The organism is Oscillibacter sp. KLE 1745, from assembly GCF_000469445.2.
GTDB classification, from domain to species: domain Bacteria; phylum Bacillota; class Clostridia; order Oscillospirales; family Oscillospiraceae; genus Oscillibacter; species Oscillibacter welbionis.
On sequence record NZ_KI271703.1, the window covers coordinates 23,457 to 46,103 of the forward strand.

Below are 22,647 nucleotides of genomic sequence, written 5' to 3' on the forward strand. Positions count from 1 at the left end.
GCGGGACTCCGTCAGCCGGAGCCCCGCCCGTCTATTCGCCGTCCTGGAAGCCTTCCTCCCGCACTCACACCTGACTGCCCTTGGCCAGCACGATGGGATACGAGCTGTGTCCCATCAGCGTCCGGTCCGGCAGGATTTCTACATTTTTATCCGCGATCAGATGGGACACCGCCGCGCCCCGGCGCACCGCCGTCTCCTTGAAGAGCACGCAGTTGCGCACCACAGCGCCGGCCTCCACCACCACGCCGGGGAAGAGGATGGAGTTCTCCACCACGCCCTCGATGTTGCAGCCGTCTGCGATCAGGGAGTTCTCGCAGTAGCCGTCGGGTCCGATGTAGGCGGAGGACTTGTCAGTGGCCTTGGCTCGGATGGGCCGCTCGGCACAGAACAGCTCCGCCCGGATGGCCGGGTCCAGCAGCTGCATACTGCGGTCGTAATACTCCTGTACAGAGCGGATCTGCGCCGCGAAGCCGCCCCAGATGTATCCCTGGAGCTTCAGGCTGTCCTTCCGGGCCTGGAGCACGTCCCGCCGCAGGCTGTACTGATCCCGGGTGGCGCACTCGTCCACCAGATCCAGCAGCAGCCTGGTGGAGAGGATGTACACTTCCAGCCCCCGGTAGCCCCTGGGCCGGTGGAGGTGATACAACACATCCGTGACGCGGCCGGTGCCGTCCAGCTCAAAATAGGTGCCGTTCTCCGTCTCAAAGCTGTCGTTGCCGCAGACTACGGTGATGTCCGCGCCGGACTTGATGTGCTGGTCATAGATGTCGGACAGGGGCAGGTTCACCACCAGGTCGCCGTCCATAAGCACCACATAGTCCCGGCGGATCTCCTCCAGATAGGAGCGGACGCCCGCCAAGGCCTCCATCTTGCCCCGGAAGACCGCCGCCTCGCCCCAGTGCTGCTTGTATGCAAAGGGGGGCAGGATCTTCAAGCCGCCCCGCTTGCGGGACAGGTCCCAGTCCTTGCCGGTGCCCAAGTGGTCCAGCAGACTCTGATAATGGCCGTGAAGCACCACACCCACATCCGTGACACCGGCGTTCACCAGGTTGGACAGGGCGAAGTCCACCGCCCGGTACCTCCCGCCGAAGGGGATGGACGACGCGGAGCGGATCTCCCCCAGCTCCCGCAGGTCATTGCGCTTTTCATAGGAAAAGATGATCCCGTGCATGCCGTTCATCTGGACACCTCCTCGCCGTTCTTGTTCAGCATCACGCCGGGGCGCACCCGCTTCTCATCCTCCAGGACGCAGCCCGGCGCCAGCACCGTCAGGCCCCAGGGATCCGGCGCCGTCTCCTCCGGCGTGCCGCCCAGGCGGCAGTTGCGGCCGATGCGGCAGCCCTCGCCCAGGATAGCGTATTCCACCACGGCGCCGGGCTCCACGGTCACCCCGGGGAACAGGACGGAGTAGGACACCCGGGCCCCCTCCCCCACGGTGACATTGGGAGCCAGGACGGAGTTCTCCACCGTCCCCTCCAGATCGCTGCCCCGGTTGAAGGCACTGTGGCTGATCTGGCAGCGGCGGCCCAAAAAGGCCGGCGGCGCGTTGACGGACCGGGCGTAAATGGGCCAGGACTCGTCCAGCAGGTCCAGGCCCGACTCCGGGGAGAGCATATCCATGTTGGCGTCCCACAGGGACTCCAGCGTCCCCACGTCCTTCCAGTAACCGCTGAAGCGGTAGGCGGCCATCCGTTCTCCATCCCCCAGCATGGCGGGGATCACATTTTTGCCGAAGTCATTTTCGGAGTTAGGGTTGGCCTCGTCAGCCTCCAGATACCGCCGCAGGGTCTTCCAGGTGAAGACGTAGATGCCCATGGACGCTAGATTGCTCTTGGGCTCCTTGGGCTTCTCTGCGAACTCCGTGATGAGGTCGTTCTCGTCCACGCTCATGATGCCGAAGCGGGACGCCTCCGACCACGGCACCTCCATGACGGAGATCGTGCAGGCGGCGCCCACGGCCTTATGGCGCTCCACCATCTTGGAGTAATCCATCTTGTAGATGTGGTCGCCGGAGAGGATCACCACATACTCCGGGTCATACAGGTTGATGAACCCGATGTTCTGATAGATGGCGTTGGCGGTGCCCTTGTACCAGGTGCCGCCCTTGCTGCCCATGTAGGGCGGCAGGATGTGGACGCCGCCGGTGGACCCGTCCAGGTCCCAAGGCACGCCGCTGCCGATGTAGCTGTTCAACTCCAGGGGCCGGTACTGGGTCAGCACGCCCACGGTGTCGATGCCGGAATTGGTGCAGTTGGACAGGGGAAAGTCGATGATGCGGTATTTCCCGCCGAAGGGCACGGCGGGCTTGGCCATGTCGCCGGTGAGGACGTACAGGCGGCTGCCCTGGCCGCCGGCCAGCAGCATGGCGATGCACTCTTTTTTCATGTCTTTTCCAACTCCTTTGCCTGTTGTTTCTTCCTGGGTCTGGGGAACGTCCCCTCGCCCCGCAGGAACACCGCACCGAAGGCCGGGATCCGGATGGCGGCGGAGCATTCCTTTCCATGGGAGGGCACGGCCTCCACCATCACCGCCTCAGAATCGCCGAAACCGTCGCCGCCGTATGCGGGGTCATCGGTATTGAACACGGGCACATACCGCCTGTGGGGCGGCACGCCCATCCGATAGTTCGTATAGGTGTTGGGCGAGAAGTTCACCGCGCACATAAGGTCGCGGCCCTTCTTGTCCCTGCGCAGAAACACCACCACGTTGTTGTGGTTGTCGTCCGGCACCAGCCATTCAAAGCCCGCCCAGTCGAAGTCGACCTCCCACAAAGCCGCCGTCTTTTTATAAAAGGCGTTGATCTCCCGGAAGAACTTCCGGAGCTTCTGATTCTCTGGTCGGTCCAGCAGGTACCAGTCCAGCTGCCCGTCGGAGTCCCACTCGTGCCACTGGCCGATCTCCGCCCCCATAAACAGCAGCTTCTTCCCCGGGTGGGCCAGGAGATAGGCGTAGAAGCCTCTCAGGCACCGCAGCTGGTTGTCGTAGTCCCCGGGCATCTTCCCCACGATGGACCCCTTCATGTGGACCACCTCATCGTGGGAGATGGGCAGCACAAAGTTCTCAGAAAAGGCATACATCATGGAGAAGGTGATGTCCTTGTGGTTGTACTGGCGGAAATAGGGATCCAGCTTCAAATAGTGGCACATGTCGTTCATCCAGCCCATGTTCCACTTCAGATTGAAGCCCAATCCCCCCACGTCCGGCGGGCGGGTCACCAGGGGCCAGGCGGTGGACTCCTCGGCGATCATCAGCACGCTTGGGTCCGTCTGGAAGGCCATGGTGTTCAGCTCCCGCAGAAACTCGATGGCCTCCAGGTTCTCGTGTCCACCGTACTGATTGGGGGTCCAGGCTCCGCCCTGGCGGTCGTAGTCCAGGTACAGCATGGAGGCCACCGCGTCCACCCGCAGGCCGTCGATGTGGTACTCTTCCAGCCAGAAGCGGGCGGAGGAGAAGAGAAAGCTCTTCACCTCGGGCCGGCCGTAGTCGAAGACCCGGGTGCCCCAGGCGGCGTGCTCCCGCTTGTTGGGATCGCTGTACTCATAGCAGTAGGTGCCGTCGAATTCGTAGAGGCCCTGAGCGTCCTTGCAGAAGTGGGAGGGCACCCAGTCCAGCAGCACCAGGATGCCGTTTTTATGCATGTGGTTCACGAACCACATGAAGTCCTTGGGCGTGCCGAACCGGGAGGTTGGGGCGAAGTACCCGGTGCACTGGTAGCCCCAGGAGTCGTCCAGGGGGTGCTCCGTCACCGGCAGCAGTTCGATGGCGGTGTAGCCCATATCCTTCACATAGGCGGCCAGATCCTTCGCCAGGTCCTTGTAGTCGATGAAGTCCCCGTTCCCCCGCTTTTTCCAGGAGCCCAGATGGACCTCATAGATATTCAGCGGTGATGTATAGACCGGGTGCTTGGCCTTCTTCTCCCGGAAAGCGCCGTCCGTCCACTTGAATCCGCTGATGTCATACAGCTTGCTGGCTGTCGCCGGCCGGGTCTCTGTGTGGAAGCCGTAGGGGTCCGCCTTCTGGCGGACCTGGCCGTCCGCCCCCCGCACCGCATATTTATAGGAAGTATAGACCGGCAGGTCCGGCAGAAAGCCCTCCCAGATCTCGCCCTTGCGGGCGAGGGGGGCCGCTCCCTCCTCCCAGTCGTTGAAGTCGCCCACGACGGACACCGCCTCCGCATGGGGGGCCCAGACCCGGAACGTCCAGCCATCTCTGCCCCGCTTTTTGGCAGGGTGGGCGCCGAACCAGCGCCAGCCGTCCGTCATCGTCCCCTGGTGGAAACGGTCCGCCTGTCCTTGTTTTGCCATGGCAGCAGCTCCTCTCCCCGCCGCGGAGTATCCCCGGCAGGCTCGTCATTCTTAGAGTAAAGCGTTTGCGCGGAATCTGGATATGCATATAATTGTTTATATTATACTTCCTGGGAAAAATACCGTCAAGGATGGTCCTGTCGAAAAAGGGCGGCACAAGTTGGTGGGATTTCCCAGTTTTTTCCCGTATTTTCACAAGAATGTTTGGTGCTTTTTGTGGGATTGGTCAGGATTTTTCCCGGAACTTTCCGCTTTTTAATCTCGTCTGAACAGAGGAAAAATTTTCCGCCCGTGTTGGGCGGAACGGAAAGGAAGAATCCCATGAAATCCCGCTCTCTGTTCTGTGCGGCACTGGCCGTGCTGCTGCTCCTGCTCTCCGCCTGCGGTCATCCGGCACCAGAGGCCAGCGGAGCCGCAGCGGAAGGGCTCTCCGCCACGGACACCATCACGCCGGAGGAAGGCGTCGCCATTCTGGAAAAGCAACTGGGCGCAGTGGACGAGGCCACCGGCAATGTGATGTCCTACGGCTACGAAGGGCCGCTTACTCTGGACGGAGTGGACTATTACAACTACCGGGTCTCCTGGCTGGTGGACGGCGATCACCTGTCCTATCTCACCAACTATCTGGTATCCACCGACGGGCTGGTGGTCCAGGAGTACCTGCCGGAGACGGATTGATTGCCAAATGAAACCACCCGCCGGGCCTGCATAGCCAAACAAATCCTGCGGATACTAGCTTTTGCCAAGCAGAATCATCCTGAAAAATCTGAAAGACAAAAGGAGTTTTCGATATGAAGGCAACTGGAATCGTGCGGCGGATCGATGACCTGGGCCGGGTGGTAATCCCCAAGGAGATCCGGCGCACCATGCGGATCCGGGAGGGCGATCCATTGGAAATCTACACCAGCCGCGAGGGTGAGGTCATCTTCAAGAAATACTCGCTGCTGGGCGGTGTGGAGGACTTCGCCGCGGAGCTCTGCGAGACCATGAGCCGGTCCACCGGCAGCGTCTGCGCCGTCACGGACCGGGACACGGTCATCGCCGTGGCGGGCGGCAGCAAGCGGGAGCTTATGGGCAAGCGGATCACCCCGGAGCTGGAGCAGATCATGGAGAGTCGGAAAATCTACCAGTACACCGGCGAGGGCCAGCCCCTCCAGGTGACGGAGGGCATCGACAGCCTGCTGACCACCGTGGCGGCCCCCATCCTGGCGGAGGGCGACCTGCTGGGCCTGGTGCTGTTCATCTCCAGCGATCCCGCTGCCGTCACCGGCGACACCGAGTACAAGCTGGCCCAGACCATCGCCGCCTTTCTGGGCCGGCACATGGAGAGCTGAATCCTCTCTCCCGCGCGGACGCCTGTACAGGCGTCCGCGTTTTTGATGGCATGAAATGCCGGAAAGACGCTATGCTGGAAGTATCCCCCAATTCGGAAGGAGCTGCTTCCATGACAGTTTCAGAGTGGATCGCGTATGTGGACCAGCGGGTCTGGGGCCCGGGAATGCTGGTGCTGCTGATGGGCACCGGCGTCTTCCTCACCCTGCGCACCCGCTTTCTCCCCTGGCGGAACCTGGGCTGGGCGCTGAAAAGTGTTCTCGGCCGTGACTCCCGCGCCAAGGCAGGCGGGGCCGGCGATGTGTCCCCCTTCTCCGCCCTGATGACCACGCTGGCCGCCACCATCGGTACCGGAAACATCGTGGGCGTGGCCACGGCCTTGGTGGCGGGCGGCCCCGGCGCCTTGGTGTGGATGGAGATCTCCGCCCTCTTCGGCCTTTCCTCCAAGTGCGCGGAGTGCCTGCTGGCCGTCAAGTACCGCCAGCGGGACGCCGGCGGCGAAATGCGCGGCGGCCCCATGTATACCATGTGCGCCGCCCTGCGGTGGAAGCGGCTGGGAGGTGCCCTGGCCTTTCTCTTCGCCCTCTTCACAGTCCTGGCCTCCCTGGGCATGGGGGACATGGCCCAGGCCAATTCCATCGCCGGGGCGCTGGCCGACAGCTTCTCCGTTCCGGCCCGGACCACCGGGGTGGCAGTGGCTCTGCTGGCTCTCGTGGTCATTCTGGGCGGTATCCGGCGGATTGCCGGAGTCTGCTCCGTGGTGGTGCCCCTCATGGCGGTCCTTTACCTGCTGGCGGGCACCGCAGTGCTGCTGGGGCATCTGTCCGTTCTGCCCGGAGCCGTGGCAGAGATGTTCCGCCTGGCCTTCTCTCCCGCCGCTGCTGCGGGTGGCGCGGCGGGGACTATGACCGCCTCCGCCCTGAACGCCGCTCGCTGGGGCATTGCCAGAGGCTGCTTTTCCCATGAGGCGGGCATGGGCTCCGCCGCCATCCCCGCCGCCTCTGCCGCCACAGACAGCCCCGCCCGCCAGGGCTATGTGAACATGACCGGCGTATTCTTCGACACCACGGTGATCTGCACAGTCACGGGCCTGTGCATCTGCGCCTCCGGCGTGCTGGGGACTGCCGACGCTTCCGGCGGGCAGGTAAACGGCGTGGCCCTCACCGCCCTGGCCTTTAAGACCGTGCTGGGCCCCCTGGGGGGGCTGCTGGTCTCCCTGGGGATCGTGCTGTTCGCCTTCTCCACCATCCTGGGATGGGAGTTCTGCGGGGAAACGGCCTTTGCATTTCTCTTCGGCCGCCGGGCCATCCCTCTCTATCGAATTCTCTTCGCCCTGGCGGCCTTTCTGGGCGCCACTCAGAGCCTGGAGGTGGTATGGAATCTCTCCGACATCTTCAACGCCCTGATGGCAGTGCCCAACCTGATCTCCCTGCTCCTCCTCTCCGGCACCGCCGCCCGGGAGCTGGAGGCCTTCCAGCCGGAGATCCGCCGCGGGCGGAGACTCCGGCAGATGCGGGCCGTCCGGCGGGCACTCTGAGTCCGCTTTCTTCAGGTGCCACCGACGGGGGCCGCCTGCCCCTGCCGACATGTCCGGGACCGTGTGCAGGTCCGTCTCCCCATTCGGATGGGAAATGGCGGAATTCGTGAATTTTTTTCTGGAGGAGTTGCTTTTTTCCAGTTTGATGGTAAGATAAAGTACGGTAAAAATTTTAAACAAAGGACTTGATACCATGACCAAAATTGATATTGTCTCCGGCTTCCTTGGCGCCGGCAAGACCACTCTTATCAAAAAGTTGCTGGCGGAGGCCTTTCCCGGCGAAAAGCTGGTGCTGATCGAGAACGAGTTCGGCGAGATCAGCATTGACGGCGGCTTTCTGAAGGAGTCCGGCGTGCAGATCAGCGAGATGTCCGCCGGGTGCATCTGCTGCTCCCTGGTGGGGGACTTCCACAAGGCGCTGAAGGACGTGCAGGCCCAGTTCCACCCGGACCGCATCCTCATCGAGCCCTCCGGCGTGGGCAAGCTGTCCGACGTGATCGTGGCGGTGCAGAACACCGCCGATGAGACCGACGACATGAAGCTGAACAGCTTCGTCACCGTGGCGGACGCCACCAAGGTGAAGGTCTACATGAAGAACTTCGGCGAGTTCTACAACAACCAGATCGAGGCCGCCGGCACCATCATCCTCTCCCGGACCCAGAAGATGAGCCAGGAGAAGCTGGAGGCCGCCGTGGCCATGCTGCGGGAGAAGAACGCCGACGCCGCCATCCTCACCACCCCCTGGGACCAGCTGGACGGCAAGACCATCCTGGCGGCCATTGAAAAGGTGTCCCTGGCGGACGAGCTGCTGGAGAAGATGCGCGCCGAGCACGCCGCCGACGAGGCGGAGCACGAGCATGCGCATCACCACCATGACCACGAGCATGTGCATGAGGAGCACGAACACCATCACGATCATGACCATCACGACCACGAGGAGCATGAACACCATCACGATCACGATGAACACGCGCATCACCATGACCACGAGTGCGACGATCCCAACTGCTCCTGCCACCATCATCACCACCACGCCGACGAGGTGTTCACCTCCTGGGGCAAAGAGACCCCCAAGGTGTTTGCCCAGGCGGACATTGAGCGGATCCTCACGGCCCTGGACTCCGGCGACTACGGCAAGATCCTGCGGGCCAAAGGCATCGTGAACGGCGAGGGCGGCAAGTGGATCGAGTTCGACTTCGTCCCCGAGGAGCATGAGGTCCGGGCAGGCCATCCCGACTACACCGGCCGGCTGTGTGTCATCGGCGCCGAGCTGCAGGAGGACAAGCTCTCCCAGCTCTTCGGTCTGTGAACTCTTTTCTTGAAAGACTGTAACCACACTTGATATTGCTGCACAAAATCAAGTGGAGTCCGTCCCCGAAGTAGGGAAAAGAGCCAAAAGAGCTTCAGCGCGCCGCGGTGGCCGGTGTGGGGGACTGTCAGAGTCGAAAGTCAGATTTCCTGCTGTCCGGGCGCCCGTTCCGCGTATTTTACCCGAAAGGAAATGCACATTATAATGGCAGACATTCCTGTTTATCTGGTGGCCGGCTTTCTGGATGCCGGCAAGACCAATTTCATCAACGGCATCCTGGAGGACGGCTTCGCCCGCCAGGATCCCACCCTGCTGCTCTGCTGCGAAGAGGGCGAGGAGGAGTACGAGAAAAACGCTTTGGACAACGTGACGGTCATCACCATTGAGGACGAGGAGGACCTGAAGTGCTCCTACCTGAAGGAGCTGGAGAAAGAGTACCACCCCAAACAGGTGCTGATCGAGTACAACGGCATGTGGCAGATGGAGCGGCTGTACCGGGAGGTTCTGCCCGCCAACTGGGTGCTGTACCAGATCATGACCTTCGTCTACGCCCCCACCTTTGAGATGTACGCCAAGAATATGGGCCAGCTGATGATGGAGAAAATCACCAACGCGGACATGCTGGTGTTCAACCGCTGTACGCCGGAGCTGCGGGACGCCCTGCGGAAGCGGAACCTTCGGATGGTGAACCGTCGGGCTGACATTTACCTGGAGATGGAGGACGGCACCAGCGAGGACTACCTCACCGGCGACGAGTGCCCCTTCGACCTGAGCCAGGACCTGATCGACGTGCCGGACGACGACTTCGGTGTGTGGTATGTGGACGTGATGGATCACCCGGACCGCTGGGCGGGCAAGATGGTCCACATGAAGCTTATCATGTGCCACTCCAAGAAGTACCCGGGCATCCACTGCCCCGGCCGCTTTGTCATGACCTGCTGTGAGAACGACATCCAGTTCATGGGTCTCATCGCCAAGGGCATGAACCTGAACCAGTACCAGAACCGGGACTGGGTGGAGGTCACCGGCCGGATGGCGGTGGAGAAGCACGCCGCTTACAAGGGCAAGGGGCCGGTGATGCATGTGATCTCCATCGGGCCCTGTGAGAAGCCCCAGCAAGAAGTCGTGACGTTCTAAGGGGGGAGCGGGCTCCCCTCCTAACCACCCCACCACCAGTCTGCGGACTGGTGTGTGCGCCCAAGGCGCACGGATCAACGTATTTTCGGCAGGCGCATGTCCTGCCGAAAATGGATCCGAATTTCTTTGAAATTTGATACAGGGTGTATAACTTTGCTGCAAAAATCCCCTCCGTTGTTGAACGGAGGGGATTTTTGTCTTATGCGAGACCAAGCGCCCAAGGATTCTCATCGGGCAGGCCCCAGCCCGTCTCCCAGCGGCTCACGGCCTTGTCCGTCACGTGGAGCCATTCCGTCAGTTCCCCCTGGCTCCAGTTCTTCTCTTTTCGGCGCCGGGCGATCAGCCCGCCGGTGGCTTTTGCGTCCATGCCATCCGCTCCTTTTCCAGCCATATCATACCACAAAACTGTCTCAAAGGCACTCTACACTTCGCAGGAGCCTTGCTTTTTTCCGGAAAATCCTTATAATGGAGGTATTCTGTGTGTGGAAATCTAACCAGAAAGGACCGTCTGCTCTTGAAGCTCCATGACCATTTTCCCAAAGTCCGACTGCCCCTGTGGGCCACGCTTCTGGCCGCTGTGCTGCTGGCGGGCGCCATCACTCTGCTGGCGCTCTGGTGCCAGCCCAATGCCCTGCGGAGCGTCCTGGCCGTCTTCCGGGCGCAGCCGCTGCTGATTATCCTGAACTGCCTGCCGGTGGGGATGCTGCTGCTGGTGTTCACCTGCCTGCTCCGGAACGTGTTCTTCGCCGGGGCGCTGGCGAACTTCGCCGTCTGCGCCCTGTCTATCGCCAACCGCATCAAGATCGAGGTACGGGACGAGCCGGTGTTTCCCCGGGACTTTGCCCTGCTGAAAGAAGCGGGCAGCGCTGTGGGGACTTACGACATCCAGTTCCCGGTGCCGTCCATCGCCGCCGTCGTGGTGTTCTCGCTGGTGCTGGTGGCCCTGGGGCTCTTCGTAGGCAGCCGCCCCTTCCCCATCGCCCGGCTCCGCGGCTGGGTGGGAAGCCTGCTGGGGGCTGCCGCCAGCTTTGCCGTGCTGGCAGGACTGATCCTGACAGTCTATGCCTCCAATGATCTGTACAACTCCTTCCGGGTGTCTAACGCCTACTATATTCCCTCCGTGTTCAACGAGCTGGGGTTCCCCTACTGCTTCTGCCACCAGTTCACCACCTACCCGGTGGACAAGCCTGAGGGCTTCAGTCGGTCGGAGGCGGCCGGCTGGGACCAGGGCGGCGACACCGGTCTGGGGAAGGATGTGAACGTCATTATGGTGATGGATGAGGCCCTCTCCGATATCACGGACAGCGACGCTTTCGCTTTCACAGCGGAGAACGACCCCCTGCCCAACCTCCACGCCCTGCGGGAGGATCCCCACGCCGTCGCCGGCCATATCGTGGTGCCCGGCTTCGCCGGCGGCACTGCCAACACGGAATTCGACGTGCTGACAGGCATGCAGACCAACGCGCTCGCTGCCGGAACGACCTCCTCCTTCCGGGTGGTAAACCGGAACCTGGACAGCCTCTTCCGGGTGTTTGGCGGCGATGGCTACCACACCTCCTTCTTCCACCCGGGGGACGACTGGTTCTACAACCGGGAGAACGTCTACCGCTGGTTCGGGGCGGAGGAGACCGTATTTGCTGACCAGATGGAGGCGCTTGCATACAAGGGCCGCTGGGTCACGGATGACTACATGGCGGGCCTGATTGAACAGGAATTCGCGGACACTGTGGCCGCCGGCGAGACGCTGTTCCACTACACAACCACCATTCAGAACCACATGTCCTACACCCTGGACAAGTACGGCGAGAGCTATGCCTATCCGGAGGTGCCGCTGAACACGGCGGTGTCCGACGAGGTGGAGACGCTGCTGAGAGTCTACACCGAAGGGGCTCGGGACGCGGACGCCATGCTGGGCCGTCTGGTGGACACTTTCTCCGCCGCGGAGGAGCCGGTGGTGCTGGTGTTCTTCGGAGACCACCTGCCCTATCTGGGCGACAACCAGCTGGCCTACGCGGAGCTGGGCTTCACGGCCCGGGCGGAGTGGGACGCGCTGACCTCCTACGAGACGCCCTATGTGATCTGGGCCAATGACGCCGCCGCGCAGGCCCTGGACTGGGAGGCCGCCGTAGCGTCCCTGGACCTGCCGGAGGATGGGCGGCTCTCCGCTAGCTTCCTGGGGGCCGCAGTGCTGGAGCTCACCGGGCGGACCGGGGAGAGCCCCTGGTTCGACTTTCTGAACCAGCTGCGCCGGGAGCTGCCCGTGGTGCAGAAGCAGGCATATCAGCTGGCAGACGGCACAGTGACGGACCAGCTGACGGAGGAACAGGCGGCGAAGATCGCCAAATGGCGTCAGTGGAGCTACTACAAGCTGATGTATAAGGAGATCGACTGAAAACGGCCCCCGGTGGACAGTGTCCGCCGGGGGCCGTTCTTTTCTTGACAGGTCTGACTGCCCTTGATACAATGGAGAAAAGCCCCATCTTTTGAAAGGATGTGCGCCCCATGAAGTCCTGGTCTCAACGGGAACTGGCGCTGGCTGTGCTGGTGGTTTTGGCGGCGATCTTCGTTCCCTATGCCGCTGTCCCTCTCTTGGCGAGGCTGGAACAGCTCCTCTCCAGCAGTGCGACGCCGCTGATCCTGTTCCTCTACGCCTGGATCTCGGCCCTGGTGACAGGGATGCCGTTTTTTCTGTGGGCCCGGAAAGGCCGGCGGGTCTGGCCCTGGATTTTGGTCCTGACTATCTGCCTGGGGTTGCTCTTCCTTTTGAGCAGAAATCTGGACACCGCCGCCCATCTGGTGGCGGTCTTCACCGATTTTTATGATACGGAGTCCACCGCCTTCCTGCTGCTCTTTGCCATGCTGACCTGCGGCGGGATGCTGTTTGGGGTCCTCCTGGCGGCTGCTGTCGCCTGGGTCCTCCGCAAAATCGACTACTGACAAACAACCCGCCCGGAGCTGTTGGCTCCGGGCGGCCTTTTCCGCGAAGCGCCCGCAAGTCGATCCATCAATCCCTGCCGCCTGTTGTCCGGATTCCCTTCGGCGGCACCAGTTCTGTCCCCTCCGGGAAGGCTCCGGCACAGGAGACGCCTGCGGCGTCCAGCAGCTCCAGCCGCATCCGGCAGAAACTCCCGCCGCCGGTGATGTAGAACACGTTTTCCCCCTGCCGCAGCGTCACCGGCCAGTTGCTCCAGATGGCGCCGTATGCCTCCTCCGATGCCCCCGGCAGTTCCCAGGACTCCCCACCGGCCAGACACACCGTCACCGGCTGGTCCTGAGAGGCATAGGTGCAATTCACCGTGGTCGTGCAATCCTCCTCCACGGTGACATAGAGAAACGCCGCTTGTTCCTGCCGGGTGGTCAGGGAGAATTCTGCCGTGATCGGATCATCGGCAACCGTCAGGGTTTCAAACTGCGGCCCTGCCGGGGTCTCGGCGGTCTCTTTCCGTTCCGTCTCTGGAAACGCCGACAGATCCTCCGGAATGTCTTCCAGGCGGCCGCAAGCCGCCATGAGAAAGCAGCAGATCAGGATCAAAACGCAGTGTTCCTTCTTCATGAAAATACCAGTCCTTTCCTCACGCTCTGTTTATCAAACGAAATGGCTGCATCCTTTTCCTCATCTCCCGTAAAAAAGCCAGCGGCTGTGCCGCTGGCTTTCAGACGTTCTCGTTTTTCGGGTGAAAATGTTCCCACACCGCCTGGGCGGCGGCCCGGGGCACCACGGCGGCAAGGGTCTCCACATCCGCCTCCCGGATGGCCTTGATGGTGCCGAAGTGTTTCCGCAGCTCCGCCCGCCGCTTCTCGCCCACACCTGGGATACCGTCCAGGGCGGAGCGGGTGGCGCTTTTGCTGTGGCTCTCGTGGTGGTAGGTGATGGCAAAGCGGTGGGTCTCCTCCTGGATCTGGCCGATGAGGGAGAACACCGCCTGCTGGGTGACGATGCCGATCTCCCGGCCCTCCGGCGTCACCAGGGCCCGGGTTCGGTGGCGGTCATCCTTCACCATGCCGAAGATGGGCACATCCACACCGAATTCCCAGGCCACCGTCTGCGCTGCCCGGGCGTGGGTCTCGCCGCCGTCGATCAGAAACACGTCCGGCAGGGGCAGAAACTTCTCGTCCCCATCCGCTGCCCGCTGGAGCCGTCGGCGCAGCACCTCCTGCATGGAGGCGTAGTCATCCGGATGTCCCTCCAAAGACTGGATGCGGAAACGGCGGTAGGCGGACTTCAGCGGCCGGGTGCCGCTGTATACCACCATGGAGGCCACGATGTCGCTCTTTCCCGTGTTGGAGATGTCGAAGGACTCCATCCGCTTCGGAGGCTCCGGCAGATTCAGCATCTTCCCCAGCAGCTCCAGGGTGTAGGCAGTCCGCTCCTCCACGGTGGTGGCTCGCTCTGTCTCCTCCTGGGCGTTCCGCTGGGCCATGGCCCGCAGCTCCGCCTTCTCTCCCCGCTGGGGCACGTGGACCCATACCTTGTGGCCCGCCCGCTTCGTCAGGACCTCCGACAGCTCTTCGCAGTCCTCCGTCTCCATGGGCAGCAGGATCTCGTGGGGCAGGATGGCCCGGGGCAGGTAGTACTGGGCCGTCAGGGCGGAGAGCATCTCGGCCTCCGACTCCTCGTTGGGGGCGGAGAACAGCTCCGTCTCCCGGCCGGCCAGATTTCCCTCCTCCATGTGGAGAATGGCGTAACAGCTCTTGCCGGATCCCCGGTACAGTCCCCAGATGTCCGTATCGGCACAGAGGCCCGCGATCACCGTCTGCTTTTTGCTGAGGGCACCGATGGCGTTAATCCGGTCCCGGAGCAGCGCCGCCTGCTCGAAGTGGAGGGCCTCCGCCTCCGCCTCCATCTCGGCGGTCATGTCCCGGAGCAGCTGCTTGCTCCTCCCCTCCAGCAGCTGCACCGCCTGCTCGATCCGGCGGTTATACGCTTCTGCTGTCATCTCCGGCCGGCAGAATCCGTCGCACCGGCCCATGTGGAAGTTCAGACAGGGGCGCTCTGCCCCGATATCCCGTGGGAATTTCCGGCTGCAGGTAGGCAACCGCAGGGCCACACACACCGCGTCCAGGGCCTGGCGGGTCTCGAACCGACCGCCGAAGGGCCCAAAGTACCGGGCGGAGTCATTGGCCATCTTGTTCACCAGGGAGAAGCGGGGGTATGCCTCTTTGGACAGGCGGACGAAGGGGTACCCCTTGTCGTCCTTCAGCAGGATGTTGTAGCGGGGCATGTGCCGCTTGATAAGGGAGTTCTCCAGCACCAGGGCCTCGAACTCGCTGGTGACGAAGATAGTGTCGAAGCGGTCCACCTGAGACACCATGTTCCGCGTCTTGGCGGTGTGGGAGGCGCTGTCCTGGAAATACTGGCTCACCCGGTTTTTCAGCTTCTTGGCCTTGCCCACGTAGATGACCCTGCCTGTTTTATCCATCATCAGATAGACGCCCGGCGCCAGTGGCAGGTCGTTGGCCTTCTCCCGCAGCTCTTCCTTTGTCACGCCCGCCGCCTCCTCGCATAAAAGATACACGGCCTTGCGCGCCGCAGGGCCGTGTCGTACTTCCTGTATCGAATGTGTTATTCGCCGAAGTTGTCCTTGACCAGTTCCACCAACGCCTCGACAGCCTCTTTCTCATCGGCGCCGTCGGCGATCAACGTAATGGTGGTGCCCTTCACGATGCCCAGGGACAGAACGCCCAGCAGGCTCTTGGCATTGACGCGGCGATCCTCCTTTTCAACCCAGATGCCGCTCTTGAACTCATTTGCTTTCTGGATAAAGAACGTGGCCGGTCTTGCGTGCAGACCTACCTCATTATTTACGGTGATCTCCTGTGTATACATGATCCAGCTCTCCTTTTCTATACCAAGTCAACCAAGTCTGTTCCAACAGCTCCACATGATAACCGATGATTTTTCTGATAACATCATACCCGGTTTTACACAGACAGTCAACGGCGTTTTTCACAAACATTTTAAAATTTCCAGGAAACCGTACACAGTCTTTTCGTCTTTCAGCCTATCTTTCACAATTTTCCGGCAGTTACGCCCTCTTTTTTATCTATTTCTACAAGGGCGGCTGGAGACGCAGACAGGGGACCTCCCAAAAGGAGGTCCCCTGTGGACAGTGGGATCAATAGTTCTCGGCCTTCACCTGGAAGTAGGCCTGGGGGTGCTTGCACACCGGGCACACCGCCGGCGCGCTCTCGGCGATCTCCACATGGCCGCAGTTGCGGCAGAACCACATGACCTTCTCGCCCTTCTTGAAGACCTCGCCCTTCTTCAGGTTGTCCAGCAGCTTTAAGTACCTCTCCTCGTGGGTCTTCTCGATCTTGGCCACGCCCTCGAACTGGGCGGCCAGCGCCAGGAAGCCCTCCTCCTCGGCGGTCTTCGCCATCTCGGCGTACATCTTGGTCCATTCCTCGTTCTCGCCTGCAGCGGCAGCCACCAGGTTCTCCTCAGTGCTGCCGATGCCGTCCAGGGCCTTGAACCACAGCTTGGCGTGCTCCTTCTCATTCAGAGCGGTTTCCTGGAAGATGGCCGCGATCTGCTCGTAGCCCTCTTTCTTGGCCTTGCTGGCAAAATAGTCGTACTTGTTCCGGGCCTGGGACTCCCCGGCGAACGCGATCCACAGATTGGCTTCCGTCTTGCTGCCCTTCAGTTCCATGTGTCTGACTCCTTTCAAATTTTACAATTGTCTCTTTTTTCCTCTGGTCTATACTCATGCCGGCCGTCCTGTCCCGCACAGCGCGGGCAGTGTCCGGTGAATATCAGGGTGTGGCCCGTGACCACGCAGCCCTGGGCCGCAGCCAGACGGTCCAGCCTCTCGTCATAGGGCACAGTCTCCAGATCCAGCACAGCCCCGCAGGCGCGGCAGCGGAAATGGGTATGGGGCCGAGTCACCGCGTCAAAGCGGGTCACAGGGCCGTCCAGCTCTGTCAACCGCCCCTCCCGGGCCATCTGCTGGAGATTGCGGTACACGGTCCCCAGGCTCAGCCGGGGCATCTCCGGCTTCAGCTGCTGATAGACCATCTCCGCCGTGGGATGGGCGCGGCTCTCCAGCACAGTCTGGTAGATCCGCTCCCGCTGCTGGGAAAAACGCTGCGGCATAGGCTTTCTTCCTTAAATAGTAATAATTACTATTATTTATATATCATATCCTGCTGGAAAATGCAAGCACTTTTTCAAAATTCGGACAACATTCGACTGTCCGGCGCTGGCGGAAACTTCCGCTGCTAAATCCAGACGCCACGGAGACAATAACACCTGGGTATCGCGAAACAAACGCCCGCGCAAAGGGAGGTCAACCCATGAAAAGACAGTTTACGCTCTTGCTGGCCTCTGTCCTGGTGGTGTTTGCCCTGACCGCCTGCGGCGGCAACGACAAAGACACCAACCAAGATAACAACGGCCAAAACACGGTCGGAGAGGATATCCAGAACGCTGGCGAAGACATCATGGATGCCGGCGAGGACATCCTGGACCCCGACAACAACAATAGCAACAAGGACAACGGGACCGGCGATCACAAGAACGACCAGAACACCACCGACAGAGGTGACAGTGCCCTCACCGGCGGCGACACCACCGTGGAGGATGCCGTCACCAAGCAGAACAGCCGTCCCGGCGTATCCTACGGACAAATGCTGCGCAATGCCCGGGTCCACGATTCCGACGGGCTTCTGACGGACCACGAAAATGCCGCCAGCGGCCGCACAGCATAAAAACGGACAGAGAAGCGTTTTGCCTGCTTGAACAGGAAGACGGCGCGCAGAAAACACACAGGGCCGCGGCAACAGCTGCGGCCCTGTCTTTTTCCGAAAGGGCTTGGGAAGGTCCTTGCCTTTTCCAGGGAACATGGTACAATAAGGCAAAGCATACATTTTGTGGAAAAGGAGCCGCTATGAGCACTGTGAAAGAACCCCTCCACCCCCTGAGGACAGCCCGGTACCTGTGGCTGGGCATCCTTCTCTGCGCCCTGGTGGGCGGCGCCTGCTTTCTGGGCGGGCGGTGGTCCGCCGGCCGGTCTGAGACAGCGAAAATAGACACGGTCGTCCTGCAGAATCAGCTGTCGGAGATCCGGGAGCTGGCCACGGTCACCTACGCCTACACCAACATGGCCCAGTTCGAGAGCAGCAACGACTTCTACGGGGTGAAAATCCCCTTCACCACCAAGTCCTTCATTCTTACCTACGACGGCACCGTCAAGGCCGGGGTGGACCTGGACGGGGCGGAGGTGTCCGTCAGCGGCACCACGGTCACCATCACACTGCCGGAGGCGGAGATCCTCTCCCACGAGATCGATGAGGACAGCATGGAGGTGTTCGACGAGAAGACCTCCATCTTCAATCCCTTCACAGTGGAGGATTTCACCTCCTTCCAGTCGGATCAGAAGGCAGCCATGGAGGAAAAGGCCCTGTCCCGCGGGCTTCTGGCGGAGGCTCGCGCCAAAGCCGTCTCCAGCGTAGAGCAGCTGTTTGCCGCCGCACTGCCGGACACATACACCGTCACGGTCCAATAAAAAACAGAGGCGGAGCCGCGGCTCCGCCTCTTCTCATGCCAGGATATAGTCTCCCAGGGCCTCCGGCGTGTCCGCCAGATGGTCCGCCCCGGCGTCCTCCAGCTCCTGCCGGCTCCGAAATCCCCAGGTGACGCCGCAGGCCGTCAGGCCGCCGTTGTGGGCCGTTTGCATATCCACGCCGCTGTCTCCCACAAACAACGTCTCCTCCGGGCGCACTGCCAGGTCGGCCAGCAGAGCGTGGATGCCCGCCGGGTCCGGCTTCACCGGCACTCCCTTGACTTGGCCCCGCACCAGATGGAAGACACCGGGAAAGTAGTGTTCCACGATCTCCCGGCAAAAGCCGTCCGCCTTGTTGGAGTAAACCGCCAGGGTCACTCCCCGTCTCCCCAGCCGCTCCAGCAGTGCCGGGATGCCGTCATAGGGCCGTGTCTCGTCCATGTTGTGGGCGCCGTAATAGGCGGAAAACTGGGCGAGAGTATTGGCCAGCAGCAGGGGACTGCGGCTCTTCTCCGGAGAAAACCGCCGCACCAGATTGGGGATTCCATGGCCCACCATGGTCTTGAACTCCTCTGCGGAGTACTCCGGCCAGCCGTTCCGGCGGCAGACCCAGTTTCCGGCATTGGTCAGGTCCTGAATCGTGTCCAGCAGGGTGCCGTCCAGGTCAAAGATCACTGTATGATACATGGCCCGTCTCCTTTGTTCTTCGGTAAGATTGTTTTTATTTTATCAATTTCTCCGCACCGCTACAACTGGCATTCAAACCGAAAGGCGCGGTTTTCACCGCGCCTTTTTTATGAAAGTTTCCCGTCATTTCACAGGGGGCAGGGCTTCCAACCCTTCCCGGTCAGCAGAACACATTCCCGGAAACCCGCCGCTCTTGCCAGCTCCGCCGCCTGGCCGTAGCCATACACGACCGTTTCCGGGCTGTGGGCGTCGGCGGTGAGGATGATCTGTCCTCCCATGCCCCGCCACTCCCGCAGAAGGAACACCGCCGGATAGGGCGTGTCCCGGTATCCCCGGGAGATGGCGCCGGTGTTGACCTCCAGCAGCGTGGCATCCGGATCCGTGTGGTGCAGGGCCTCCAGCGCCGCCGTGCGGCAGCGGGGATCGTCCTCGTCAAACAGGGCATTTCCCCGATTCAGCTTGGTCACCAGGTCAATGTGGCCCAGAATGGCGGGTCTTCGGTCCGCCATGGCGGCCACATCCCGGTAGTAGCCCTCTGTCAGGGCCAGCATATCGCCGCCGAACATCTGGTCCCGGCAGGCGGTCAGCCGCTCCCGGTCCCAGTCTATGCCATGGTACTTCCCGGTCTTCGGGTCATAGAGGTTGTGGACGGAGCCGATCCAGTAGTCCGCCCAGTCCGGCACCGGCTGTACGGACTGGCTGTCCTGCTCGATACCCAGCAGGACCTCCATCCGTCCGGCGTATTCCGTCCGGAGGCGCAGCACCTGCTTCCGGTATTCCGCCGGATCGGTTGGCAGGACGTTGCCCGCGTCGTGGGGGATCTCCGTGTGGCTGTGGCCGGAGGCGCCGAAGAAGCGGACCCCTGCCGCATACGCGGCCGCAGCCATCTCCGCCAGGGTTCCCTTCCCGTCGCAGAGGACGGAGTGGGTGTGGACGGAGCAGCATTCCGGTGTCAGTCTCATTGCATCCGCTCCTGCTTCACCTTGTGGTCGATGACATGGCGCTTCTCCAGCTCCGCCGTCACGTCCTCCAGGGTGATGCCCATCTGGACCATCAGCACCATCACATGGTAGGTCAGGTCGGCGATCTCATAGATGGTCTCCTCCCTGTCCTCCTTGCGGCCGCCGATGATGACCTCGGTGCACTCCTCGCCCACCTTCTTCAGGATCTTGTCCAAGCCCTTTTCAAAGAGATAGGTGGTGTAGCTGCCCTCCTTGGGATCGGTCTTCCGCCCCTGGATCAGACGGTACAGGCCCTCATAGCTGAAAGCCTTCAGCTCCTCGGAGAGGTAGACCGGCCGGAAGAAGCAGCTCTCCGCCCCGGTGTGGCAGGCGGGGCCGTCCTTCACCACCTCCACCACCAGGGCGTCCTTGTCACAGTCCGCGGTGATGGACACCACATGCTGGACGTTGCCGGAGGTCTCCCCTTTGCGCCAGAGCTGCTGGCGGCTGCGGGAGAAGAAGCAGGTCCGGCCCTCGTCAATGGTGATGGCCAGGCTCTCTGCGTTCATGTAGGCCAGGGTCAGGACCTCCTTGGTGTAGTGGTCCTGGACGATGGCGGGGATCAGGCCGTTTGCGTCAAATTTCAAATCCATGGTGCTGTCTCCTTTTCTTGGGTATGCCGCCCGTGGGCGGCTGGGACTCCGCTTCCCGTCCGGAACCGGGCGTTCTGTCAGATCCGCATCTCCACGCCTTGCGCCCGCAGATAGTGCTTCAGCTCCTTGATATCCACCTGCCGGGTGTGGAAGATGGACGCCGCCAGCCCCGCATCGATGCCGGGGTGGGTGAAGAGCTGGGCAAAGTCCTCCATTTTCCCGGCGCCGCCGCTGGCGATGATGGGCACGCTCACCCGTGATGCCAGGGCGTCCAGCATCTCCAGGTCAAAGCCCTGCTTGACGCCGTCGGTGTCGATGGAGTTCAACACGATCTCCCCGGCGCCGTCGGCCACGCCCCGGGCGGCCCACTCCATAGCGTCGATGCCGGTGTCCTCCCGGCCGCCCTTGGCGAAGAGGCGGAACTGCCCGTCCACCCGCTTCACGTCCATACTGAGCACCACGCACTGGTCGCCGTACTTCTTGGCTGCCGCGCCGATGATGGCGGGGTCCGCGATGGCGCCGGAGTTGACGCTCACCTTGTCGGCGCCGCATTTCAAGACCCGGTCAAAGTCCTCCAGCGTCCGGATGCCGCCCCCTACCGTCAGGGGAATGAAAATCTCGCCCGCAACCCGCCGCAGGATGTCCGTAAACAGGTTCCGGCCCTCCGCAGAGGCGGTGATGTCATAGAATACCAGCTCGTCCGCCCCGGATTCGTTGTAGAACCGGGCCATCTCCACCGGGTCTGCCATATCCCGCAGACCCTCAAAGTTGGTCCCCTTCACCACCCGGCCGTCCTTCACGTCCAGGCAGGGGATGATCCGCCTGGCTAACATGCGCCCACCTCCCGGATGACCGTTTTTAAATCCAGACGGCCCGTGTACAGGGCCTTGCCCAGAATGGCGGCTTTGGTCCCGATCTTCCGGAGCTCCCGCAGCTCCTCCAGACTGCTGACGCCGCCGGAGGCGGTGATGTCCAGGCCCTCAATTTTTGCCAGCTCCCGGTAGAGCGCCAGATTGGTGCCCTGTTCCGCCCCATCCCGGCTGATGTCCGTATAGATGACGGTCTGGACGCCCGCGTCCCGGAGGCGGCGGCAAAAGTCCACGCCCTTTTCCGCAGACAGCTCCTTCCAGCCGCTGACGGCCACGTAGCCGTCCCGGGCGTCCACCCCCACGGCGATCCGGTCGCCGTATGTTTGGGCCATCCGCTCCGTGAAGTCGAAATCCTTCACCGCGATGGTGCCCAGGATGCACCGGCCCACACCCAGATCCAGGTACCGGCGGATGCGGTCCTCGTCCCGGATTCCGCCGCCCACCTCGATGTAGAGGCCACCCTGTCCGGCAATGGCGGCGATGGTGTCAAAGTTGGCCAGGGTGCCGTCCTTGGCGCCGTCCAGGTCCACCACATGGAGGTATCCGGCACCGGCGGCGATGAAGTCCCGGGCCACGGCGCAGGGGTCCTGGGCGTAGACCGTCTCTTTGTCATAGTCTCCCTGATACAGGCGGACCACCTGTCCGCCCCGCAGGTCAATGGCGGGAAAAATCTGCATAGACCACGTCTCCTCTGTCAATCTTTGTTCTTGTTGTCCAGAAGCACCAGCACCAGACCGATGATCCCACAGAGCAGACCCACCGGGGCCCAATAGGCCCGCATCCAACTAAGAATCGTGAGCGCAGGGGGCTCAAATCCGACCAATACCAGCAGAATGCCGAACAGGATCCAGGCAAAACCCAGCCAGATCCGCCTCATGCCGTCTCCTCCCAATCTAATTATAGGTGCTCCTTGCAGGAGAGCTCCTCCGCATCCAGCCGCAGGACGCACACGGCGTCCACCGCCGCGTCCGGAAAGGTCCAGTCCCCGCAGCAGGTAGCCTGGCGCATGATAGCCGCCAGACCCCGCCGCCTCTCTTCCGCCGTCTCTACCACACGGATGGGGCCCTCGCCGATGACGCTTTGAAACGCGGCGGTGTAGCCGCAGGCCGCCTCCGCCCCCTGAAGCCGGTAGCCGGTGTCCAGCTCGAACCCGGCCCAGCCGTTTCGGCGGACCAGGTCCACCTTCCGCCCCTCCGCGGCGCCGTGGAAGTAAAAGACATGGCGGCCGCCCTCCACCGTGTGGCCGAAGTTCACCGGCACCACGTAGACGCCTCTGCCGTCCTGAAGGCCCAGGCGGCAGACTTCACATGCGTCGATAACCGCCCGGACCTTCTCCGGAGCCGTGACGGCCCTGTCCTGTCGTCTCATAGGTCTCAT

25 protein-coding genes are annotated in these 22,647 nt (G+C 62.1%); 9 read left to right on the plus strand and 16 right to left on the minus strand.

The genetic code is table 11. From position 1 onward, the window contains the following. Nucleotides 1–64 precede the first annotated feature (64 nt). The 3 genes from glgD to glgB are packed head-to-tail and all read right to left on the minus strand — an operon-like array spanning nucleotide 65 to nucleotide 4,304. A complete protein-coding gene (gene glgD, locus HMPREF1546_RS05370; protein WP_021748119.1) occupies nucleotides 65–1,180 on the minus strand; it encodes a glucose-1-phosphate adenylyltransferase subunit GlgD in 1,116 nt (371 codons plus the stop codon). Next, nucleotides 1,177–2,385, minus strand: coding sequence for a glucose-1-phosphate adenylyltransferase (locus HMPREF1546_RS05375; protein WP_021748120.1), 1,209 nt, complete (start codon nucleotides 2,383–2,385; stop codon nucleotides 1,177–1,179). Before HMPREF1546_RS05375 ends, glgD begins: the two co-directional genes overlap by 4 nt. Continuing rightward, nucleotides 2,382–4,304, minus strand: coding sequence for a 1,4-alpha-glucan branching protein GlgB (gene glgB / locus HMPREF1546_RS05380; RefSeq protein ID WP_021748121.1), 1,923 nt, complete (start codon nucleotides 4,302–4,304; stop codon nucleotides 2,382–2,384). The genes HMPREF1546_RS05375 and glgB overlap by 4 nt, the downstream gene beginning before the upstream one ends. Before the next feature lie 321 nt (nucleotides 4,305–4,625). On the opposite strand from glgB, the gene HMPREF1546_RS05385 reads away from it, so the two are divergent. From HMPREF1546_RS05385 to HMPREF1546_RS05405, 5 genes are all read left to right on the plus strand, one after another. After that, nucleotides 4,626–4,982, plus strand: coding sequence for a hypothetical protein (locus HMPREF1546_RS05385; RefSeq protein ID WP_021748123.1), 357 nt, complete (start codon nucleotides 4,626–4,628; stop codon nucleotides 4,980–4,982). A 113-nt stretch (nucleotides 4,983–5,095) separates the two neighbouring features. Next, nucleotides 5,096–5,638, plus strand: coding sequence for a stage V sporulation T C-terminal domain-containing protein (locus HMPREF1546_RS05390; protein WP_021748124.1), 543 nt, complete (start codon nucleotides 5,096–5,098; stop codon nucleotides 5,636–5,638). Between the two features lie 110 nt (nucleotides 5,639–5,748). Beyond that, on the plus strand, nucleotides 5,749–7,173 hold the full coding sequence (locus HMPREF1546_RS05395; protein WP_051319953.1) for a sodium:alanine symporter family protein: 1,425 nt from the start codon (nucleotides 5,749–5,751) through the stop codon (nucleotides 7,171–7,173). Between the two features lie 193 nt (nucleotides 7,174–7,366). Continuing rightward, nucleotides 7,367–8,482 (plus strand): CobW family GTP-binding protein, encoded by a 1,116-nt coding sequence (locus HMPREF1546_RS05400; RefSeq protein ID WP_021748126.1) that lies wholly within the window; start codon nucleotides 7,367–7,369, stop codon nucleotides 8,480–8,482. Between the two features lie 204 nt (nucleotides 8,483–8,686). Beyond that, nucleotides 8,687–9,619: a GTP-binding protein gene (locus tag HMPREF1546_RS05405; protein WP_025544065.1), complete on the plus strand. Its 933-nt coding sequence runs from the start codon at nucleotides 8,687–8,689 to the stop codon at nucleotides 9,617–9,619. 199 nt (nucleotides 9,620–9,818) lie between these two features. Here the strand turns inward: HMPREF1546_RS05405 and HMPREF1546_RS18720 are convergent, their stop codons facing one another. Then, nucleotides 9,819–9,986: a hypothetical protein gene (locus HMPREF1546_RS18720; protein ID WP_156909656.1), complete on the minus strand. Its 168-nt coding sequence runs from the start codon at nucleotides 9,984–9,986 to the stop codon at nucleotides 9,819–9,821. 111 nt (nucleotides 9,987–10,097) lie between these two features. Here HMPREF1546_RS18720 and HMPREF1546_RS05410 point away from each other — a divergent pair, with 111 nt between their 5' ends. Continuing rightward, nucleotides 10,098–12,011 carry an LTA synthase family protein gene (locus HMPREF1546_RS05410; RefSeq protein ID WP_273481740.1) on the plus strand — a complete coding sequence of 638 codons (1,914 nt, stop codon included), beginning with the start codon at nucleotides 10,098–10,100 and terminating at the stop codon, nucleotides 12,009–12,011. Between the two features lie 110 nt (nucleotides 12,012–12,121). Then, entirely contained in the window at nucleotides 12,122–12,556 is a 435-nt protein-coding gene (locus HMPREF1546_RS05415) for a hypothetical protein (protein ID WP_021748133.1), read from the plus strand. A gap of 67 nt (nucleotides 12,557–12,623) precedes the next feature. Here the strand turns inward: HMPREF1546_RS05415 and HMPREF1546_RS05420 are convergent, their stop codons facing one another. The 5 genes from HMPREF1546_RS05420 to HMPREF1546_RS05440 form a co-directional block, all read right to left on the minus strand. Next, complete coding sequence (locus tag HMPREF1546_RS05420; RefSeq protein WP_021748134.1) at nucleotides 12,624–13,172, minus strand: hypothetical protein; 549 nt, start codon at nucleotides 13,170–13,172, stop codon at nucleotides 12,624–12,626. Nucleotides 13,173–13,272: 100 nt separating this feature from the next. Beyond that, nucleotides 13,273–15,105, minus strand: coding sequence for an excinuclease ABC subunit UvrC (gene uvrC / locus HMPREF1546_RS05425; RefSeq protein WP_036629673.1), 1,833 nt, complete (start codon nucleotides 15,103–15,105; stop codon nucleotides 13,273–13,275). Between the two features lie 77 nt (nucleotides 15,106–15,182). Further along, nucleotides 15,183–15,446, minus strand: a complete 264-nt coding sequence (locus HMPREF1546_RS05430) for an HPr family phosphocarrier protein (RefSeq protein ID WP_021748136.1) — start codon at nucleotides 15,444–15,446, stop codon at nucleotides 15,183–15,185. A gap of 289 nt (nucleotides 15,447–15,735) precedes the next feature. Continuing rightward, nucleotides 15,736–16,269, minus strand: coding sequence for a rubrerythrin (gene rbr, locus HMPREF1546_RS05435; protein WP_021748137.1), 534 nt, complete (start codon nucleotides 16,267–16,269; stop codon nucleotides 15,736–15,738). Nucleotides 16,270–16,283: 14 nt separating this feature from the next. After that, entirely contained in the window at nucleotides 16,284–16,712 is a 429-nt protein-coding gene (locus HMPREF1546_RS05440; RefSeq protein WP_021748138.1) for a transcriptional repressor, read from the minus strand. 200 nt (nucleotides 16,713–16,912) lie between these two features. On the opposite strand from HMPREF1546_RS05440, the gene HMPREF1546_RS05445 reads away from it, so the two are divergent. Both HMPREF1546_RS05445 and HMPREF1546_RS05450 read left to right on the plus strand, forming a co-directional pair. Next, nucleotides 16,913–17,326 (plus strand): entericidin EcnA/B family protein, encoded by a 414-nt coding sequence (locus tag HMPREF1546_RS05445; protein ID WP_021748139.1) that lies wholly within the window; start codon nucleotides 16,913–16,915, stop codon nucleotides 17,324–17,326. Nucleotides 17,327–17,505: 179 nt separating this feature from the next. Beyond that, a complete protein-coding gene (locus HMPREF1546_RS05450; protein ID WP_021748140.1) occupies nucleotides 17,506–18,123 on the plus strand; it encodes a DUF4230 domain-containing protein in 618 nt (205 codons plus the stop codon). Between the two features lie 33 nt (nucleotides 18,124–18,156). Here HMPREF1546_RS05450 and HMPREF1546_RS05455 read toward each other — a convergent pair whose 3' ends face one another. The 7 genes from HMPREF1546_RS05455 to HMPREF1546_RS05485 form a co-directional block, all read right to left on the minus strand. Beyond that, nucleotides 18,157–18,807 (minus strand): HAD family hydrolase, encoded by a 651-nt coding sequence (locus HMPREF1546_RS05455; RefSeq protein ID WP_021748141.1) that lies wholly within the window; start codon nucleotides 18,805–18,807, stop codon nucleotides 18,157–18,159. Between the two features lie 128 nt (nucleotides 18,808–18,935). Then, nucleotides 18,936–19,769: a PHP domain-containing protein gene (locus HMPREF1546_RS05460; protein ID WP_021748142.1), complete on the minus strand. Its 834-nt coding sequence runs from the start codon at nucleotides 19,767–19,769 to the stop codon at nucleotides 18,936–18,938. Next, nucleotides 19,766–20,401 (minus strand): bifunctional phosphoribosyl-AMP cyclohydrolase/phosphoribosyl-ATP diphosphatase HisIE, encoded by a 636-nt coding sequence (gene hisIE / locus HMPREF1546_RS05465; protein ID WP_021748143.1) that lies wholly within the window; start codon nucleotides 20,399–20,401, stop codon nucleotides 19,766–19,768. Before hisIE ends, HMPREF1546_RS05460 begins: the two co-directional genes overlap by 4 nt. A gap of 77 nt (nucleotides 20,402–20,478) precedes the next feature. Next, nucleotides 20,479–21,234, minus strand: a complete 756-nt coding sequence (gene hisF / locus HMPREF1546_RS05470; protein WP_021748144.1) for an imidazole glycerol phosphate synthase subunit HisF — start codon at nucleotides 21,232–21,234, stop codon at nucleotides 20,479–20,481. Beyond that, the gene (hisA, locus tag HMPREF1546_RS05475; RefSeq protein ID WP_021748145.1) at nucleotides 21,228–21,947 is read right to left on the minus strand and encodes a 1-(5-phosphoribosyl)-5-[(5-phosphoribosylamino)methylideneamino]imidazole-4-carboxamide isomerase; all 720 of its coding nucleotides are present in this window, start codon (nucleotides 21,945–21,947) and stop codon (nucleotides 21,228–21,230) included. The genes hisF and hisA overlap by 7 nt, the downstream gene beginning before the upstream one ends. Before the next feature lie 17 nt (nucleotides 21,948–21,964). Then, on the minus strand, nucleotides 21,965–22,147 hold the full coding sequence (locus tag HMPREF1546_RS05480; RefSeq protein WP_021748146.1) for a hypothetical protein: 183 nt from the start codon (nucleotides 22,145–22,147) through the stop codon (nucleotides 21,965–21,967). Between the two features lie 20 nt (nucleotides 22,148–22,167). Further along, a complete protein-coding gene (locus tag HMPREF1546_RS05485; protein ID WP_036629674.1) occupies nucleotides 22,168–22,638 on the minus strand; it encodes a pyridoxamine 5'-phosphate oxidase family protein in 471 nt (156 codons plus the stop codon). Between the last annotated feature and the right edge of the window lie 9 nt (nucleotides 22,639–22,647).

Bases quoted from the DNA above. Each gene is read 5' to 3' on its own strand.
- hisA (WP_021748145.1), bottom strand. From the start codon at position 21,947: ATGCAGATTTTTCCCGCCATTGACCTGCGGGGCGGACAGGTGGTCCGC.
- HMPREF1546_RS05445 (WP_021748139.1), top strand. From the start codon at position 16,913: ATGAAAAGACAGTTTACGCTCTTGCTGGCCTCTGTCCTGGTGGTGTTT.
- HMPREF1546_RS05430 (WP_021748136.1), bottom strand. From the start codon at position 15,446: ATGTATACACAGGAGATCACCGTAAATAATGAGGTAGGTCTGCACGCA.
- HMPREF1546_RS05440 (WP_021748138.1), bottom strand. From the start codon at position 16,712: ATGCCGCAGCGTTTTTCCCAGCAGCGGGAGCGGATCTACCAGACTGTG.
- hisF (WP_021748144.1), bottom strand. From the start codon at position 21,234: ATGTTAGCCAGGCGGATCATCCCCTGCCTGGACGTGAAGGACGGCCGG.
- rbr (WP_021748137.1), bottom strand. From the start codon at position 16,269: ATGGAACTGAAGGGCAGCAAGACGGAAGCCAATCTGTGGATCGCGTTC.
- HMPREF1546_RS05460 (WP_021748142.1), bottom strand. From the start codon at position 19,769: ATGAGACTGACACCGGAATGCTGCTCCGTCCACACCCACTCCGTCCTC.
- HMPREF1546_RS05420 (WP_021748134.1), bottom strand. From the start codon at position 13,172: ATGAAGAAGGAACACTGCGTTTTGATCCTGATCTGCTGCTTTCTCATG.
- HMPREF1546_RS05415 (WP_021748133.1), top strand. From the start codon at position 12,122: ATGAAGTCCTGGTCTCAACGGGAACTGGCGCTGGCTGTGCTGGTGGTT.
- HMPREF1546_RS05375 (WP_021748120.1), bottom strand. From the start codon at position 2,385: ATGAAAAAAGAGTGCATCGCCATGCTGCTGGCCGGCGGCCAGGGCAGC.
- HMPREF1546_RS05390 (WP_021748124.1), top strand. From the start codon at position 5,096: ATGAAGGCAACTGGAATCGTGCGGCGGATCGATGACCTGGGCCGGGTG.
- HMPREF1546_RS18720 (WP_156909656.1), bottom strand. From the start codon at position 9,986: ATGGACGCAAAAGCCACCGGCGGGCTGATCGCCCGGCGCCGAAAAGAG.
- HMPREF1546_RS05395 (WP_051319953.1), top strand. From the start codon at position 5,749: ATGACAGTTTCAGAGTGGATCGCGTATGTGGACCAGCGGGTCTGGGGC.
- HMPREF1546_RS05400 (WP_021748126.1), top strand. From the start codon at position 7,367: ATGACCAAAATTGATATTGTCTCCGGCTTCCTTGGCGCCGGCAAGACC.
- HMPREF1546_RS05480 (WP_021748146.1), bottom strand. From the start codon at position 22,147: ATGAGGCGGATCTGGCTGGGTTTTGCCTGGATCCTGTTCGGCATTCTG.
- glgB (WP_021748121.1), bottom strand. From the start codon at position 4,304: ATGGCAAAACAAGGACAGGCGGACCGTTTCCACCAGGGGACGATGACG.
- HMPREF1546_RS05405 (WP_025544065.1), top strand. From the start codon at position 8,687: ATGGCAGACATTCCTGTTTATCTGGTGGCCGGCTTTCTGGATGCCGGC.
- hisIE (WP_021748143.1), bottom strand. From the start codon at position 20,401: ATGGATTTGAAATTTGACGCAAACGGCCTGATCCCCGCCATCGTCCAG.
- HMPREF1546_RS05485 (WP_036629674.1), bottom strand. From the start codon at position 22,638: ATGAGACGACAGGACAGGGCCGTCACGGCTCCGGAGAAGGTCCGGGCG.
- HMPREF1546_RS05455 (WP_021748141.1), bottom strand. From the start codon at position 18,807: ATGTATCATACAGTGATCTTTGACCTGGACGGCACCCTGCTGGACACG.
- glgD (WP_021748119.1), bottom strand. From the start codon at position 1,180: ATGAACGGCATGCACGGGATCATCTTTTCCTATGAAAAGCGCAATGAC.
- HMPREF1546_RS05385 (WP_021748123.1), top strand. From the start codon at position 4,626: ATGAAATCCCGCTCTCTGTTCTGTGCGGCACTGGCCGTGCTGCTGCTC.
- HMPREF1546_RS05450 (WP_021748140.1), top strand. From the start codon at position 17,506: ATGAGCACTGTGAAAGAACCCCTCCACCCCCTGAGGACAGCCCGGTAC.